Origin of the sequence: Gordonia sp. 852002-50816_SCH5313054-c, from assembly GCF_001665925.1 — a bacterium.
Classification (GTDB): Bacteria; Actinomycetota; Actinomycetes; order Mycobacteriales; family Mycobacteriaceae; genus Gordonia; species Gordonia jacobaea.
On sequence record NZ_LZTE01000037.1, the window covers coordinates 1 to 16,897 of the forward strand.

Annotated in this window: 13 protein-coding genes; 4 read left to right on the forward strand and 9 right to left on the reverse strand. The window is 58.0% G+C overall.

Going from position 1 to position 16,897, the window contains the following annotated elements; translation table 11 throughout:
* Nucleotides 1-991 precede the first annotated feature (991 nt).
* The 8 genes from A5788_RS24560 to A5788_RS09035 all read right to left on the reverse strand — a co-directional run bounded on the left by A5788_RS24560 (nt 992) and on the right by A5788_RS09035 (nt 10,421).
* Entirely contained in the window at nt 992-2,290 is a 1,299-nt protein-coding gene (locus tag A5788_RS24560; protein WP_082937917.1) for an oligosaccharide flippase family protein, read from the reverse strand.
* A gap of 2 nt (nt 2,291-2,292) precedes the next feature.
* Nucleotides 2,293-3,444 (reverse strand): Coenzyme F420 hydrogenase/dehydrogenase, beta subunit C-terminal domain, encoded by a 1,152-nt coding sequence (locus A5788_RS24565; protein WP_082937916.1) that lies wholly within the window; start codon nt 3,442-3,444, stop codon nt 2,293-2,295.
* A gap of 76 nt (nt 3,445-3,520) precedes the next feature.
* Nucleotides 3,521-4,459, reverse strand: a complete 939-nt coding sequence (locus A5788_RS24570; RefSeq protein ID WP_442902845.1) for a polysaccharide pyruvyl transferase family protein — start codon at nt 4,457-4,459, stop codon at nt 3,521-3,523.
* A 210-nt stretch (nt 4,460-4,669) separates the two neighbouring features.
* Nucleotides 4,670-5,524, reverse strand: coding sequence for a glycosyltransferase (locus A5788_RS23480; RefSeq protein ID WP_197494498.1), 855 nt, complete (start codon nt 5,522-5,524; stop codon nt 4,670-4,672).
* An 89-nt stretch (nt 5,525-5,613) separates the two neighbouring features.
* Nucleotides 5,614-6,111 carry a glycosyltransferase family protein gene (locus A5788_RS24050; protein ID WP_197494497.1) on the reverse strand — a complete coding sequence of 166 codons (498 nt, stop codon included), beginning with the start codon at nt 6,109-6,111 and terminating at the stop codon, nt 5,614-5,616.
* 469 nt (nt 6,112-6,580) lie between these two features.
* Nucleotides 6,581-7,957 carry a nucleotide sugar dehydrogenase gene (locus tag A5788_RS09030; RefSeq protein ID WP_082937913.1) on the reverse strand — a complete coding sequence of 459 codons (1,377 nt, stop codon included), beginning with the start codon at nt 7,955-7,957 and terminating at the stop codon, nt 6,581-6,583.
* Entirely contained in the window at nt 7,938-8,438 is a 501-nt protein-coding gene (locus A5788_RS24575; protein WP_082937912.1) for a WecB/TagA/CpsF family glycosyltransferase, read from the reverse strand. The genes A5788_RS09030 and A5788_RS24575 overlap by 20 nt, the downstream gene beginning before the upstream one ends.
* Before the next feature lie 471 nt (nt 8,439-8,909).
* Nucleotides 8,910-10,421 (reverse strand): sugar transferase, encoded by a 1,512-nt coding sequence (locus tag A5788_RS09035; RefSeq protein WP_064866508.1) that lies wholly within the window; start codon nt 10,419-10,421, stop codon nt 8,910-8,912.
* 1,353 nt (nt 10,422-11,774) lie between these two features.
* Between A5788_RS09035 and A5788_RS09040 the strand changes: the two genes are divergently transcribed.
* Nucleotides 11,775-12,425 carry a TetR/AcrR family transcriptional regulator gene (locus tag A5788_RS09040; RefSeq protein WP_064866610.1) on the forward strand — a complete coding sequence of 217 codons (651 nt, stop codon included), beginning with the start codon at nt 11,775-11,777 and terminating at the stop codon, nt 12,423-12,425.
* A gap of 199 nt (nt 12,426-12,624) precedes the next feature.
* Nucleotides 12,625-13,221, forward strand: a complete 597-nt coding sequence (locus A5788_RS09045; RefSeq protein ID WP_064866510.1) for a thymidine kinase — start codon at nt 12,625-12,627, stop codon at nt 13,219-13,221.
* 58 nt (nt 13,222-13,279) lie between these two features.
* Here the strand turns inward: A5788_RS09045 and A5788_RS09050 are convergent, their stop codons facing one another.
* The gene (locus tag A5788_RS09050) at nt 13,280-13,720 is read right to left on the reverse strand and encodes a hypothetical protein (protein WP_156525474.1); all 441 of its coding nucleotides are present in this window, start codon (nt 13,718-13,720) and stop codon (nt 13,280-13,282) included.
* Between the two features lie 895 nt (nt 13,721-14,615).
* Here A5788_RS09050 and A5788_RS09060 point away from each other — a divergent pair.
* Nucleotides 14,616-15,989, forward strand: a complete 1,374-nt coding sequence (locus A5788_RS09060; protein ID WP_082937910.1) for an HNH endonuclease — start codon at nt 14,616-14,618, stop codon at nt 15,987-15,989.
* Nucleotides 15,990-16,370: 381 nt separating this feature from the next.
* Nucleotides 16,371-16,760 (forward strand): DUF5313 family protein, encoded by a 390-nt coding sequence (locus A5788_RS09065; protein ID WP_049700807.1) that lies wholly within the window; start codon nt 16,371-16,373, stop codon nt 16,758-16,760.
* Nucleotides 16,761-16,897: the final 137 nt, after the last annotated feature.

Below are 16,897 nucleotides of genomic sequence, written 5' to 3' on the forward strand. Positions count from 1 at the left end.
CCACTGCACCCGCGCCCAGCGGGCCAACAACCAGCAATTCCACTGCTGAGCAGTGCCCGGCTAACTTCGAAGAGCCCGTATATCGGACACGCTCGATAATGCGGATCCCAACAGGAAATACACCAACACAAACCCCGCCGTAACTCCTATACTTCGCAGCAACCCACGGCCGCTTCGAGCCAGAATCGGGGTCAATATAACTGTTAAACCAATAATCACGATAGAATTTCGCGAGAAAGCAAATATTGTAATTACAGCGGCAGGCAACACCAGCGCAAGTACTGATGCAGCACGACGAGGGTTTAGGATCGTCACTGAAATACACACGGCCAAGGTCGCTACTCCAAGTTGGGTCGCTGGCGTCAGTACGCGAACGACTCCGCTCGGAGCAGAACCCTCCGCGAGGATCGACGCGTCGTCGGCCCTCGCCCTCAGCACAATCACGCCCAAGTTTCCTAGAATTACAGCAGCCGCAGAGAACCAGAGCGTAATGCATACACCTAAATACGCCCAATACCACGCTTTAGCAGCTACGATACGCCCTGCGACTACGATTGCCGCGGCAAAGGCCATCAATCCTCTGGTCTCACTACCAACCACACTGATGTCATATCCAGCTAGTATGCCCCCAACACCAAACGCTATTGTGGTGCATGCAAGAACTGCGCCAACCGCGTCTGTGATTGTGCTTTTAGAGAGCGCAATCAGACAATAGACCGCGCAAAGCAAAAGCGCTAGCTCGGAAAAAAAGACCGTTACGCCTCCAACCGCCAGGCCCTGCGGTATTCCAGCAGGAAATGCGGCAGTACATAAGAACACTGTAACTGCAATGCCACACTGTGGAACGACCACTAGAGCTAGCAATACCGCCAGACCAACTACTACCAAGGATGCATACATCACACGCAGACTTTCCAGAGTGTGTTGGCAGAAGTTGTCGACGAACCACATGAGGCCACGCAAAACGACCTAGGTTCTACACCTGACTTCATCACTCTCCCTTCGATAGCATGTCCGCGAATGCGTGTCTGAAATCCGACAATCGCGGCCTGAGATCTCGAAAAGAGAGCCCACTTACTGCGACCAATATTATCAGCAATGCGAGAGACGAGAGCGCGCTGGCAACCGCTGCGCCGACCGCTCCAAACTTGGGCCCCAAAAGAAGTAGACCGATCATTCCTACGCACAGAGCAATTGCTTGCGTGACAGCCATTCGAATACCGCGGCCTTCAGCTGCGAGCGTCAATGATAGGACGTATGAGACGATCATTGCAGATGAACCAATTGTGCAAACAATTGCCGGAATGACTGCCCCAGAGTACTCGGACCCAAAGATGACAGGTATACCAACAAATACGGCGAGGATCGCCGGCAGGAGCACACTGGCCGACGTCGCCACAGCACGTCGAGCGGCCGTTGCACGCGCGGCGAGAATATTTCCCGCGATCTTCGCACGAGCAACTTTGGGAAAGTGCCGCGCACCAACTGCCTGACCGAAGGCTATGGGAACTGACGCGACTGTGGCCGCAACCGAGTAGAAGCCAGCTTCTGTGGCTCCTAACACTGGAAGCCCCACAACTTGATCGACGCGGTTCCCTGCGGCCTCCGCGACCGCACTTCCCGCGTAACGTATACTGTTTCGTAACATTGGCACCGGTCGCGCGTAAGCGCCTCGAATTGATACCCGCGTCAATGTAAACGACACGGCTCCTGCCACAACTGTTCCCGCAACGCTGCAAACGATCACGGCGGCTGGAGTTAAGCTAACGAGAGATAGCGCAACGATAACCGACACCAGGTATGTACACGGCTGGCTTAGTAGCACTGCTAATACAGATCTGTACTTCTCGAGCGCCACCAGATAGCTAACATCAAGTGTCCAAAGAATCGAGATTGGGACGCAACAAACGGCGACAAAAGCGGTTATCTGTGCTGCACGATCAAAGTCTCGAAATAAGGAGGCCCGGAGAAGTGCGGCCGCGCCAACACAGATGGGAATTGCAAGCACGCACCAAACCCTTGCCGTTCGCAGCGCAGCCTCGCCTTGACCGAGAGCAGAAATTCTTCTTACCTCGATCGGCATACCAATACTGAAGAGGACAGGGAGGATAACGCTCAGAGCTATAACCGCTGCAGTTTCGCCACGTCCATCCGGACCCAGCGCTCTAGCGACGATCGGGGCAGTCACCAGTGCGAGGGCAGTCGAGATAAGTCGCCCCAAAACCAACAGAGACGCTGACCGCGACATTCCAGATATTGCTGAACGAAGGCGAACTCTTCTCTGCAGCATGACTACTCCAAATCCTTGGTGCTCAACACTGAGCGCGCTCGGATCGTAGCCCGCGCTCGCAGAAAGGAGCCTAGAACCGCTCGAACGGATCTAATAGGATAGCGAAAGGCTCCCTTATATAGCTGGAAGCCGTAGTAGCGTGGAGCTACTCGTCCTCCGATTCTGCTTCCAAGAATGCGTGAGGCGAGTACGAGCCTACGGTCGGTTTGGAGCGGTTGTATTTGCCAAGCTTTGCGAATATCAGCTGGTTGCAGACATAGGATGCCCTCGCGAATCGCACGCTGAATCAGCTCATGCCCTCTCGCGGTTCGCGCCAACACCAGCGAGGTGCCATCGCGGCTCGTGAAGTTTGGGAACCCTTTGTCGTCTGTCTCCCAGAAGTCCCCGACCGAGATGTCTGCGTGGTCGCCCGTGCCGTGCGGACACACCTTGCATCGCCACTGCAAACGACGGCCAAGATGCTTGCCCCACGACTCCGCATAAGAAATTTCTACGTGATTACCAAGTGAGTCATCGGCCGAAAACATTCCAGGCCAACCATCACCTCTATAGTCTAACCGCGTCGCGTACTCCAGCTTCACCTCGCTAGCCTCAAGGAGGCTGTCGGTGGCGTGCTGACTTGGCGTGCCTGCGCATAAGAAGGAGATGAGCAATGGAGAATCATCTGGCCTTCTTAGCGCTGAATAGTATTGTCGCAGAGCAGCTGCCTCGCAAGGCTTCCCTACCACCGCAGAAGAACTATCAAGTTCGCCTGCGCCTGCCACCGAGGAGCAGGGCGCATACCTGGAGCCTGACGCCCTAAGGGCATCCTCTCTTGAGGTTATGGCGATCGGCACCGTCCGTGACGCGTTCTCACGCGACTGGCAGACACCAAGACTCACACGTGAGTGCTCATCCGCTAGCCATGCCGTTATCGCGGTGATCACTCCACCACTACTACCCTTGAACCTGAGCTCCGGATCCGCAGCATAGCCCTTCCAGACTGAAATCAGGGGCCCGAATACCGGATCAATCTCGGCACCTGCGTGATCAGGAGACACCACCTTTACACCTGGACAGAACTCCCGAAAACGCTGCGCATCGGCAGACGAGTGGCCTCCGGTCTTCCTTCTGTCGATCTGCGGCCTCAAGTACCCCTCCTCAGAGAGGCCCATGTCGACTCCATCAAACGCCCACGCGCAAGCGCCGCAGCCTGCGCATACCCCTCGCCGAACGACGTTCTCAATTTCTTTATCTAACTGCACCAAGCACCACTCTCAGCACATTAACCGCGGAACCCAGGTCTCCGTCAGCGGATGATCGCACTTTCCCCAGGCTGCTCCTCAGATGCTGATCGTCGACGCCAAGTGGAGAGCTATCGATATGTTCAATAGTTTGGCGCGCCGCCTGCGGCTTCTTTCGCAGATCGAGCGAGGTGTGCCAACCGAGATGGTCCATCAGTGGCAGGAACTTATCAGAGTATCCCCAGCTAATGGCTGGTACGCCTTGCGATACAGCGTTTAGGCACGCGTGCATGCGAGCGCCCACAACCCAGGCCGCTGAGCCTAGAGTCTCTCTAACCTGGTCCAAGGACGTGGGAATAACGACTTCCTCTACTTTGACACCGGACTCAAGCATCTGCGCTATCGCGGTTGCGTCATCATTACCGGACGGACTCCCGACCACGTGGGCTAACAGAGTGACGCGCCTTCCTCGATCATTTAACTGTCTAACCAAATCAATGGTTTGCTCGCGATAGTAGGAGGACGATACATGACCATTGTCAAACCAAAGCAGTCCCGAAACGTTGACTACAACATCTCTTCGATGGGTAGGTTGCGCGTGAACAGGCAACGCAAAGACGAGGTCCGTTGACGTTAGCACTTCCTGAGCACGATTCTGCACCGCCACATCTGCGCTATGCGGTTCTCGGGCAATTACACACGCTGCACGCTCAAGTACGGCTCCAGCTGCCAGTGCCCCAATACGTGTATGAAAAGGGCCAATAGTTTGCGGAAAAAGCACGAGAGGCTTTCCCAGAAAGATGCACCGCAACTGTACATAGACCATTACAAACAGTCGCTTTAGACCATAAATGTCGCTGAAGCTATCCCCAGCTCCAGTATCGACGACAATATCGGCGCACCTAAGCACCGAGCGTATGGGCCCGGATCGTCCGAAGCTCAACATATCTCGAACAATGGCCCGTACGCCGAACGAACCGGGCAACCCCGGCCGTCCGAAATCCTGCCATTGAATTTCGATGTCGTCGCCCCAGGCTTCCCGGCTCAGGTGCCCCGCTCCCTCCGCGAGCACGCGCACGCCGTAGTTTGCCGATCGATCGTCGGCCCACAAGACCAAGACCTTCAAGACCGTCTCCTATACCAAGAAGTTCTCATCCTATATGGCTTCTTCCAGCTGTCGACGACACGCCATTACGTCTGAACGCACCTTCACAGAAGTCCGCGTGCCTCTCAGGCGATCCTTTATCCACGACTCGGCACGAAGGTTCCAAGCAAGGACCTCGAATCCGAGTCGGCCATAACGATTCATTGCAATTCGGAGATTGCTCTTTATTTTTTCCGTCTGCACAAAGTCTTCAATTCCTGCGCCACTTTCTCCTCCTATATGTACGATATTAGAACTGCGTACGACACGCTGTTCAATACCGATACGCCTGCATCGAAGCGCAAGGTCACGATCCTCACCGTAGAGAAAGAACTGCTCATCAAAAATCGAACCAAGCGAAAGGGCAGTAGATTTTGTTGTGACGATTGCCGTTCCTGGAAGCTTAATTCCCCTACATAGCGTTTGCCTTCGCGAAATATTGAAGAACACATAGCTAATCAGAAGCGAGGCCCTCCGAAACGGCGTGAATGTCCAGTTCTCGTACATCTTGTAGTCGATTGCGCCAGAGGGTGTCTTTACCAGCGGAGCGTACAACACCATGTCATGTTTGACTGCTTCCGCGAAGAGTGATTGCAATTCACTCGGCTCGGCCTGACAGTCGGGGTTCACGATAAAGATGTAATCAGACGTTGCGTATGGAATTGCAATATTGACTGCGGCGCCGAATCCAACATTGCCGTGGCCAGCGACTACGGTCCAGGTATGCCGAGATAGGTAGAAACTAGGCGCTTCGTCATCATTGATCACGACAATCGGAGGTTTCGCTGAGCAACCTGCTTCAATTATGGACGCCTCGATACTCAGCAATAACTTAGCGACCTGCTCGAAGTCGTTTCGAAATATCACAACAATTGGGGTGATGCTCGGCCTCAACGCAGTAGTACCTCTGACGTCTGCTATCGTGCGGTATCTCATGACTCAATGACCCGATCCGTCTACTTCGAAGTACTCGCGAGCTTGCCAATCCATTGCCGAGCATTCTCGACCTGGATACGTTGGATCGCAATTCTGTCCTCGCGCCGCGCCGCCATTCGCTTAGTCCAATCATCAATGTTCTGCAGCACTGCCGTCACATTGCCAGCAATCTCGTCAGCATCGATTGAGGTGTAGACCGCCGCGTTCTCGAAATATTCGCGTAAGACCCTTGTGTCAGATGTTACGAAAGGCTTGCCCGCCGCGATAGCTTCGAAGCCTGCAGATTGCATCGTGCTTTCTTTAGTTGTCAACCCCACTATCAAGGCGCTATTAGCCACCAGCGCCTGATAGTGATCACGGCTAACATAGCCAGGGTATATGATATTGGGCGGCGAAGTGTCCATCAAGCCCTTGGGGGCCTTACCAGTTAGTACCCACACGATATTGGGAGTGGCACGTGCAGCTTCAAGGATCTCCTCGATTGGTTCGTCATGCGCGTACGCGAGTGGCGCAAGCACGTAGCTTCCTCTGAACTCGGCGACTTGATCAGGAAGGTCTGGCGCAAATTCCGCTAGTCTAACCAAGTTTGTTATTAGCACTGTGTCGACGGAGCGTTGCCTTAGACCGTCGGCAAGTTCGGAGTTTGGCACAACAGCGCCGCCTGTTCTGGCAGCAATACGGGCCAGGAGAGAGAAGCCCCACCTCCATTTTGGATCGAACAGAACGCCACTGTGCACATCTACGACGAGTTTGCATCGGTGGGTTAGTGCGTATGGCAATAGGGCAAATAGCGCCACAATCGGGGGCTGCATTACGACGCACACTCGGGGCTTTTCCTGCTTTACTATCCTCCGTGTTTCGAGCCAGTTCATTGCGTAGCGGACAATCAATGAGGGTGAATCATTGTCGACATAATATGGCGTAAGCTCCAGCGCCTCAGCTACCTCATCGCTTCGGCGATGGTGCGATACCCAGTTGACAGAGATGTTAGCCATGAGATTCGATTCCCGATAATCCTCCAGTGACCACCCTTAGGTCTACTATCTTCTTCGCGAGGGCGAGGTCAAGGTCAGCAACTAGCGAGTTGTTAACGACAACCAAGTCATAGTCGCCCGCATCGATATTCTCACCGCTCAAGAGCTTCTCTGAAACATTCGGTATCCGGTCTATTAGATATCCAAAGTTTTGGCCGACTATATTTGCAGATTTAACTATAGGGTCGTATATGGAGACCTCATAACCGTCACTAACCAGATCCGCAGCTAACGTCACGTTGGGACTCTCCCGCAGATCATCGGTCCCAGATTTGAAGGCCAATCCTACAATGAGCACCCTCGCGGGCGGTGAGGCGAGACGGCGTACCCGCATCAATTGGTGCTGCTTGTGTGACTCGTTCGAGGTAAGCACGGAATCAATGAGTTCGCACTTGATGCCTGCAGCGGATGCAATGTACTGCGTAGCACGCACGTCCTTGGGAAGACACGAGCCGCCGAAAGCTCCTCCCGGTTTTAAATAGTATTGAGATATATTTAGTTTAGAGTCAGACACGAAAATTCTATGGACGACCGAGCTATCGACATCATAGGCAGAGCAAATCCTGCCGATCTCATTCGCAAATGAAACCTTAACCGCATGCCAGGTGTTGTCGACAAATTTCGTAAGCTCAGCTTCGCGAAACCCTGTCGTGAAATAGTGTGGAGTATTGACGCCGGAGTATAACTTTTTCACAGCCTCAGGCAGTGATTGTTTCGCTGATCCGACAACGATTTTGGGTGGATTGAAGTAGTCGGAAACAGCAGTCCCTTCGCGTAGGAACTCAGGATTGTAAACGAGATCAACGTAATCGCTGTATGAGTCTCCCAACTTGCTTTGGAAGAGCGGTACTACTACGTTCTCCATCGTTCCAGGACGGAACGTTGATCGAAATATGACTGAGATCGGTTCTGTGCGCTGGCTCTGCTCACCCGAAGATATCGAGTCCGCGACTTGCCGTGCAGCTTCTAGTATAAAGCTTAGGTTGTGGGACCCGTCAGGTGCGGAAGGTGTTCCCACGCATATGATCACACAGTCGAAACCCGACAATTCTGGAACCTCTGTCGTGGCAGACAGGCGGTCGTCATCAAATCCCGATTGCAGCATCTCGGGGACTCCGGGTTCGGCAATTGGAGAGATTCCGCGAGCGGCCTGTTGTACTTTACCGGCGTTTACGTCGACACCCACGACGGTGTGTCCCTGACTGAGAAGACAGGCTGCCGCAGTAATACCTACATAGCCTAGCCCTAGGATTGCGATGTTTAGCGGCGCCTTGTCCGCCTCCGCAGAGTATTTGTCGATCACTCTCTTCCTAACTCTCAGGATCGTCATTTGGCACTTGGTGGTTTTCGGTTTTCGGCTGAGCCCTGAATGGTTTTACGCCCTGTAATAGTCGAGCCTTCAAACCTTTCAGACATCGGACGATGAACCACGGAAGGTCATTGGCAAGGTATCGCACAGCTAGACGCTTGGGCTCGCTCGCTAGACGCCAGAGCCACTCGAAGCCAGCACGTTGAACCGCTAATGGAGCCCTTCTTATCTGCCCCGATGCGAACTGTGCCGCCGCCCCCGTGCCAATGAAGATGCAATCCGGACGACGGTTTAGTAGCTCACAGGACAGAATCTCTTGCTTTGGATAGCCCAGCCCTACGAGCACAATTGCAGGCGTTTTTGGTAGTTGGGCCAGTGCCGCGCTTATCATGGCCTTGGATGCGCCATCTGCGGATGGTAGATCACCTCCGCTGAACTTCAGTGTCGGATTCTGCCTTGCAAGGACTTGGGAGGCCTCCTCGCCCCCCGTCCAAGCACGCAGATGGGAGTATCCGGAGAACTACGCGCGATGGACCGGGGCAGTTCGAGCATTAGATCAGCGCCTGTGATGCGCTCTAGCCTCGGGCTCCCCTCGAGCCGCGCTATCCACATGAGCGGCTTGCCGTCAGCCGTCCACATCACCACCTTATCCCTTGGATATGGTGTACCCCCACGACTTATCTGGCGAGCGATAGACGTGTTTACCGTAACAATGAGTCCGCCGCGTTGGTGCCTGATGCGGTCGACGATCTCCTCGTGAACCTCCCGTCGGCTAGCGAAACTCAATGGTATCGGGCTGGGAACATCGGGGGCTTTGTTGGCCATCAGGCAGTCGACTCTCCTGCCAGCCTTTTGGCTGAGCGTTGTGGCATTCGTGGAAACTTTGGTAGCGCTCACAATTCAGGTTTTCTTCGAGTTGACCCTGGTCCCAGGGATCGGGTGCGCGACCCTGAAGTTCAGAATTGTTCTCGCGTTAATACGCCCCCTCCTTCGCCAGTACCGCCTGCGCTGTGCGCCACAGAATTGCAATGTCCTGCATCATCGACCAGTTCTCCACGTATGAAAGGTCGAGCCGCACAGACTCTTCCCAAGTGAGATCAGATCGCCCCGACACCTGCCACAGTCCGGTAACTCCTGGCTTCACGAGCATCCGCCGGGACACTCGGCCGTCGTACTTCTCGACCTCGTCGGGCAGCGGTGGTCGCGGCCCCACTAGGCTCATCGAGCCGCCGAGCACGTTGAAGAGCTGCGGGAATTCGTCCAGGCTGTATCTACGAATGAACTTGCCGACTCTCGTCACGCGCGGGTCGTCCCGCATCTTGAACAAGACACCTGCACCTTGGTCGAGGTGCGCAAGCTCTGCCTTCTTCTGGTCGGCGTCCTGAACCATCGACCGGAACTTCCACATGCTGAAGGGTTCGTTGTTGAGGCCGACCCGCGTGGCTTTGTAAAAGATCGGTCCGCGGGAATCGAGCTTGACCGCCAATGCCACGCAGAGCATCACCGGCGCCGCGAGCAACAGCGCGATGCCCGCACCGAAGCGGTCAAAGAATCCCTTGCGGAACTTGTTCGCTCCCTCGTAGCGGGGCTTGTCGATGTGCAGCAGTGGCAGGCCGGCGACCGGGCGGACCATCATGCGTGGTCCAGCCACGTCCGTGACGCCGGGCGCCACAAGCATTTCGACGTGAATGCCTTCGAGGTCCCAGGAGAGATCCTGCATTGCCTGGTGGCCCAGTGCCTCGGCGCTCGTCACCGCGACGGTGGTTGCTCCCGTGTGCAGCACGGCGTCACGTACGTCGTCGAAGTCACCGAACACGGGAATCATCTGCTCTGCTACCCGTAGTTCTTCGGGCGTTCCGCGTCGGCTCGGCGGAAGACACACGCCCACCACGTCGTAGCCGAGTGTCGGGCTCTTGAGCAGGCGCTCGACGAGGGGTTTGGACGGGCTGACGGCTCCCACCACCAGCACTCGCTCCAGGTTCTGCGATTTGGCGCGCTGCCGAATCAGGTCTTTACGCCACATCCAGCGCGTGAGAAGGAGTCCCAACGTGCCGGCAGGTAACGCAATCAGCAGAAACCCGCGTGCGATGTTGAGTCGGAAGACAAGATCAAGCATTGCCAGCACGCCGAACAGTGACAGGCATGCAGTAATCACTCGGCTGTACTCCTGCGGTCCCGAGCCCACGATGCGGCGATCGAGCGACTGAGTCGCTCGTAGCGCAAGTAGCCAGCACACGATCAGCGCGATCGACACTACGGCTGCAGGCAGGCCCCATCCGCCATTCGGCTGCAGCGGGTCGTCGGATCCGAAGCGGAAGATCTGCGCGGCGAGCACAGCGACGGTCACCACGACTGCGTCGCTCCAGCTGACCCGTGTCAGGTATGCCGACACCCATGCTCGGGGCGACCCGATAGACGTCCTCGCCGAGGTACGGAAAAACCTACGAGACCCGTTGCCAAATGAAAGCTCGCGTTCGGCGGTCATGACGCCACCTGGTAGCCAGACGAGCGCGGCGTCGACCGCACGAAGCGGCCAGCATCGATCTCGACGCAACGAAGGAACACTTCCTTCTCCTTCTTGACGCGTGAGGTACTCACGACAGAACCAACCCCGACGGTGGAGCGCATACGTCCAGAGTGTTTCGCACGCGTACGAGAAAGATACGATGCTCGTAATTGCGACACAATTCGGGGGTCTCTTTTCGCTCGTTGTGCGTGTTTCATAGATGTGACTGCGGTCACTGTGTTGTGCGAACACGTTTGCACTACAACAGATCCCACTGACACTGTGAGCGCCCTGACCGTCACATGTGCGTGTTGCTTAAGTTGTTCGTGCATGTAAACCGCACGTGTACGAAACGGTTGCCGGTGTGTAATTCATCTGATCGGACTACACACTGTTCGGCTCGTCCTTCAGGTCAAGGAGTTCACGGTTGGACAGCAGCCCCACGTTCGGTATCTATTGCTTTCGGTAACTAGGCGTAACCGGACCGATGTGCGGAAGCGTGGTTCGGACGACCAGCGAGTAGCCGTCGCGGCGTGCCAGCATCGACATATCCGGCCGCAACTGCGTTGGCGTATTGGACGTGCGCACGCGGCGGGCAGAAGCATTCGGTGTGGCTTCTGATCCGCTCGGTACTGGAGTGGGGCGATGCGCCTCGACGCTGGCCAGTCGACACAGGCAGGCACTAAGCGATCAGCCCGGATGCGACGTGTGACCTCCCGACGATCGTCAGCGCGGTGCCCCGCGGGCGTGAGTACACGTCGGGGTACGACGTTCTCACCTACGCCACGACACTGATCGACAGCACCGTCGCAGCGTTCGGCAAGCCGTGAACTCGACCTGCCCCTAACCCCCCATGCTTCCCCCGGTTTACACCGAAGCATGATTTCAACACCGTTCTGTGAACATCAGATGAAGAGATTTTCTTACGCGTACGACGCCACGCTGCGATCGATGCGAGAAACATAACCTGAGTCAACGCAGCACGCAATTCATACCTGTGAGTAAGGTAAGCGAGGTCACGCGCCAGCGCGGACCCTCAGCCCAAAGACTAGCCCTGACCTGCGGACGGACGTTCACCAGTGGATCATCGACGCACGTCGGCTCAGACGAGACGGACTGTTCGAAACGTCCGGGCGGAAGATAGAGAAATCCGCAATATCTCAATTTGTTGATTTTTCTCTGTGCTTACCGCACAAGGGTTTGAAGGTAATCAGCAAACGTTCTTACCACCACAGAGCTACGGGCTCGCACCCGACAGTCGGCAGATGTCGCCACAGCTCTGTCTCGGACCACGGCTGGCGGGCCCGCTTGGCTTGTGTGAATCTGGATTCAGTGACTGTCACACCGCAGCAACGCCGAGCAAGCATCGTCGACGCCGCCATCCGCATCCTGGATCGCGACGGCGCCGACGCGCTGAACATGCGGCTGCTCGCCGAGGAGATGGACCTGCGGCCGATGGCGGTCTACCACTACGTCAGCAGCAAGGCCGAGTTGCTGTCGATGGTGATTGCCGAGGTCACCAGCAGGGTGAAGTGGCACAGGCCTAGAGGCGGCCCGCGTGACCGCCTGTTGGCTCAGCTCTACGACACCTATGCGGGCCTGGCCGCGATCCCCTGGCTGCCCGAGCTCCTTCATCAAGGTGCGAGCACGGGGGTGCCGCCGTACGCGATGATCGACGCCTTCATCTCCACCGCTAACGACATGGGACTGAACGACGAGCAGGCATACGACCTATGGCGGGCGGTGTGGTCGCTCATCGGGTTCGAGCTTCAGTGGCATGAGGTCAACCGTGCGTATGCCGAGAAGAAGTCGTGGCTGGAGACGGTCGATCCGAGCACCGTCGAAGAGAAGTACCCTGCCCTCGCGCGCGTGCTACCCGTGTGGAGTTCGTACGCGGCCAGCTACGACGTGCGGACACACATCGCAGCGCTCGTCGACGGGACCATCGCGCGGTATGCGGGTGAAGCGTCGGACGACGCGTGACGCCCGCGGCTCATCCAGAGCAGACTGCCGTGTTCTGTTGTGAGGAGAACGGGCTCAGCGTCGCGGTCTGCGACTCGGCCGCCTAGGAGGGCTGTTCACCTTACGTATTGACCGGCGTCGTCGGGATACTCCTGCGCGAGTGGTGCGATCGGCCCGCGTCTGCAGCATCATGTGACGGTCGTCGTCTGGAGGTTGCGCAATGGGTGAGCCGGGTCGCCTCGTCTTCTACTACGGTCCGATGGGCGCGGGTAAAACGACGCTCGCGCTGCAGACGCACTTCAATCAGGGCCAACAGGGCAGAGTCGGTGTGCTTATGACCAATCGCGATCGCTCGGGCCAGTCGCTGGTGACAAGTCGGATCGGACTTGTCGCCGACGCCGTGCTGATCGACGACGACACAGACGTCTTTGCGCTCGTCGAGGGCTTCCCCAGTTCGCGAATCGACTACGTCGTCTGCGACGAGGCGCAGTTCATGAGCGTCGCGCAGGTCGATCAACTCGCGCGAATCGTCGACGAGAGCGGTCTCGACGTCTTCGCCTACGGACTCCTCACCGACTTCAGATCAAAGCTGTTCGACGGCGCTGCACGTCTCGTTGAGGTGGCAGACGAGATGCACCGGCTGCAAGCCGTCGTGCTGTGTTGGTGTGGCCGAACAGCATTCATGAACGCGCGCATCGTCGACGGCGTGATGGTGCGGACCGGAGACGTGGTCGCCGTCGGAGATACTGCCGACGGACCGATGCAGTACCGAGCGCTGTGCCGGCGGCATTTCGTGGCGGGCCGGGTGGCGAAGTGAGTCGAGTACAACACACTGGGCACCGCTGCACGACACCGCGAAATGTTAAGTGCCAGAACTACTTGACAGTCACCGTCTTGCAACTCACCTGGGGATTGGTCCAGCCCTCACCGATATTGATGCCATACGCACAGACGGTTTGAGGCCGACGGCGTTTCGTGTAGACGGTGGTCTCGAACCCGTGGTTGCCGGTGATTCCGTACGCGGTATTGACGTCGGGTCGCGACTTGGTTGCCGTCAGGACGTTCGCGTAGCTTCCCGATTGGCCCGGTTGCGGTCCCACATTCATGTGGACGTCGATGTTTTTGCCGCTGCCACTCGGGTCAAATGCCCACCCGCGCACCTTGACTGCGCCAAAGCCGAGCGCTTTCACCTCGTCGGGGCTGCCGCGCGGGTGTGGATCAGCGATGCTGACCGTGCGACAACCGAGAAGAACATTGCCGCCGCCGCCGACATTGATCCCGCACAGACACACCGGCACGTTTCCCGATTTGCTCACGGCGAAGGTCGCGTCGAAGCCGTGGGTTTCCAGGCACGCCGATCGTCGAATTGACTTCCGGGCCAGCACTATTCAAGACGACGGGATGTTCCTCGGTGTTCGGCGCACCCGCCTGTCCACCGACGTGAGCATGCACCTGAATGCTTGCGCCGGCATCGTCGCGGTCGGGTGCCCAACCTCGTATCCGCACCACTCCTGCACGCGGCGACGCCACTTCATCGATCGACCCGATCGGATTGTTGGACGGTGGCGTCAGGTTCTTGGGACGCAGAAGACCGGTCAAGTAGGCCTTGCTCATCGATCCGATATGCGTGGCACCTGAATTCTGCGTCAGAATCTGCAACGACCCACCCTGGTCAGCGAGCACGATCGCGACATGACCCGCTCCCCCGGTGCCATTCGACAATCCCGAAACCCACACCGCGACATAACCTTTCACAGCCGGCGTCGATGGTCCGAGCTTGCTGTAGTGCGACGACGCCGCGCTCCCGTACAACTGGGCCGCGTACGCCACTCCCACCTGTTCACCTTCGTCTTTGCACTCCGACCTCTGAGCTGTGAACCCGGCCGGATCAGAGTCGGCGTGCACACCGTTGCTCGTCGTGAACACCGGCGACCTCAAAGCCCGATGAACCAATGACCGACGGATTTCGACGCTGCATCGCATTGCCGCTCGTGAGCGCATTCTGCTGATACGACGACGCGCAGTGGACCGTACGCACTCCTCCACGTTCGCTCTAGTCCGGCTCGGGCGAGTGCTCGAACCTCGGCACGTAATTGGTCGCCTATACCACTCGCCACCGACAATTTCGCCGCCTGAAACCGAGTTATCCACAGGCCTTCTACCAGCAGAAATAGCCCTTGATTCGAACGTCCATTCGTGTACCTTGGAGTCATGCCCGATTCGTCGCCAATAGCCGTTTTAACTGACTCTGTTCTTGCCGACCCCGTCTTCGCCGACCCTGTTTCCACCCACTCTGTTTCCGCCGCGCTGCGCGACGCTATCGCCGTGGTTCGCGATGCCGTGAGCGCCAACCACGACGACGCCACCCTCGCCTGCGAGACTATCCGCGCGTTGATCGAATTGCGCAACGTCACCGAGCACCAGCTCGCCGCACATACGGCCACGCTATGTAGGCTCGGCGTCGATAAACGCCAGGGCCGCAAGATGACTGAACTATTGGGCGAACTCGGAGTGGCTCCCGCCGACGCGCACCGATGGGTACGCATAGGTCGGGCCCTCGGCAGCCTCGGCACTGTCGACGGGTTCTCCGCAGACGGCGCGTTCTCGTCGGCACATGTCGACGCCATAGTGCGCGGACTAGCCCATATCGAGCAACGCAGCGCCACCCCTATCGATAGAGACGAGCGGCGGCAGTTCGCATCTTCGCTTGCCGCTCAGGCATTCTCGACAACAACACCGGCCGACATCTTTGAATACGCCCGCACAGTCGGCAATATCCGATCCGACGACACCGGCGGTCTGCCAGCCGCCGAAGACCGTTGCATCAACTCGGTGACCACCACCAAAGTCGACGGCCGACTCCGCGTCAAAGCCGATCTCGACGCCGTCGTCGCCGAGAAACTGATGACTGCTATCGACAAGTTCTCGGCGCCGCAACCGCAACCCGACGGCTCGCACGACCCGCGCGGTCCCGAACGTCGTTGCGCCGACGCGCTCGAGATCATCCTTGATCTCGCCGCCAACGGCGCGGCCACCGACGCATCGTCGAACATCAACGGCGACAACGTGATCACTCAACCGTTCGCCGGCCTGGCCTCCCCCACACAACTCGGATTGACCATTCCCGCAGCAACTCCCGAACTGTCGACGCTGCCGTTCATGGGCGCAGTCACCGAAGCCACCGCCCGACGTCTTGCCTGCGACGCCGACGTCACTGTCATGATCACCGACGGCGAAGAAGTCCCGCTGGCAGTCGGCCGCACCAAACGCCTCTTCACCCGCACCCAACGCCGAGCGCTGAAGAAGCGCGACCACAGCTGCATCAAATGCGGGGCGCCCGCCTCATGGACTCGCGCTCACCACATCACCCACTGGGCCGACGGCGGCGACACCGACCTCGACAACGGCTGCCTGCTGTGCAGTTGGTGCCACGACGACGTGCACCACCGCGGCTGGGACGTGGTCATGGGCCACGACCGCCACCCCTGGCTCATTCCACCGACCACCGTCGACCCCCAACGCGAACCAATCATGTCCTATCACCGACGCACCATGAACCTCGACAACCTGCCCGCCGCAGCATGACCGAGCCAGACACGAGCGAGCCCGGCGTCATCCAACCCAGCACGATCCATCTGAGCCTGGCCCACCGCCACCACCACTGACCCGACACCGCCCTCAGAGACCACACACCTCCGCACCCGAGACCACACCCCTGCGCACCCGCACCGCGGGACCGCGCACGAACCTTGAGAACTCCATACTTCTGCGCGGCAACACGCGGGGCAGCCTTCCGACACGCGGCTGGCTGCCCCACGAGGCCTTGCCGCAACACCGAGCGCTACCCGGGGCTTCACGCTTCACTCCGCGCATACGTCGTACGTCACAACACCTCGACGACGTCCGGTATGCGCGTTCGCGTAGAATTCAGTAGCACGCGATTGAATTTCGAGAAGGGCGCAAACCATGGCAGACACCGCGGCTCGACCAAGGGGCTGGCAGTACGTCCGCTATTGCTATGGCGCAGTGCTGCCGGACTCCATGCGTGCCTGGGTCGCCAACGACCTGGCAGGCAAGGGCGCCCCGATGCGCATGGTGGTCCGCTGGGCCATTCCCTGCATCATCCTGATGCTGCCGATGCTCTTCGTTCCTGCCGACTGGGGCGTCCGGTTCATCATGTTCTCTCCGATCCCCATCGCGTACATCTTCTTCTCGATCGCCCTGAACGTCATCTACCGCAGGCATCGACTCGAGCAGCACGGATTGAATCCCGATCTGGTCAAGCACAACGAGCGGGTTCGCAACGCCGACCTGTACGACGAGTACCACCGGAAGTACCGCGGCAGCGCTCGATAGATCCGCTTCGCCGAGGTGTTCACACTTCGGCGACTTCCGGCGCAACCGATGCCGCGCCTGCGGTGAGATCAGTGAGGGCCCGCTACGTCAGGTCGCCCACATCTCGACCGGCAACACCACGTCGTCGCGTCGGCTCA

Bases quoted from the DNA above. Each gene is read 5' to 3' on its own strand.
- A5788_RS24560 (WP_082937917.1), bottom strand. From the start codon at position 2,290: ATGCTGCAGAGAAGAGTTCGCCTTCGTTCAGCAATATCTGGAATGTCG.
- A5788_RS09060 (WP_082937910.1), top strand. From the start codon at position 14,616: ATGCCCGATTCGTCGCCAATAGCCGTTTTAACTGACTCTGTTCTTGCC.
- A5788_RS09035 (WP_064866508.1), bottom strand. From the start codon at position 10,421: ATGACCGCCGAACGCGAGCTTTCATTTGGCAACGGGTCTCGTAGGTTT.
- A5788_RS09045 (WP_064866510.1), top strand. From the start codon at position 12,625: ATGGGTGAGCCGGGTCGCCTCGTCTTCTACTACGGTCCGATGGGCGCG.
- A5788_RS24570 (WP_442902845.1), bottom strand. From the start codon at position 4,459: ATGTTGAGCTTCGGACGATCCGGGCCCATACGCTCGGTGCTTAGGTGC.
- A5788_RS24565 (WP_082937916.1), bottom strand. From the start codon at position 3,444: ATGGGCCTCTCTGAGGAGGGGTACTTGAGGCCGCAGATCGACAGAAGG.
- A5788_RS09030 (WP_082937913.1), bottom strand. From the start codon at position 7,957: ATGACGATCCTGAGAGTTAGGAAGAGAGTGATCGACAAATACTCTGCG.
- A5788_RS09065 (WP_049700807.1), top strand. From the start codon at position 16,371: ATGGCAGACACCGCGGCTCGACCAAGGGGCTGGCAGTACGTCCGCTAT.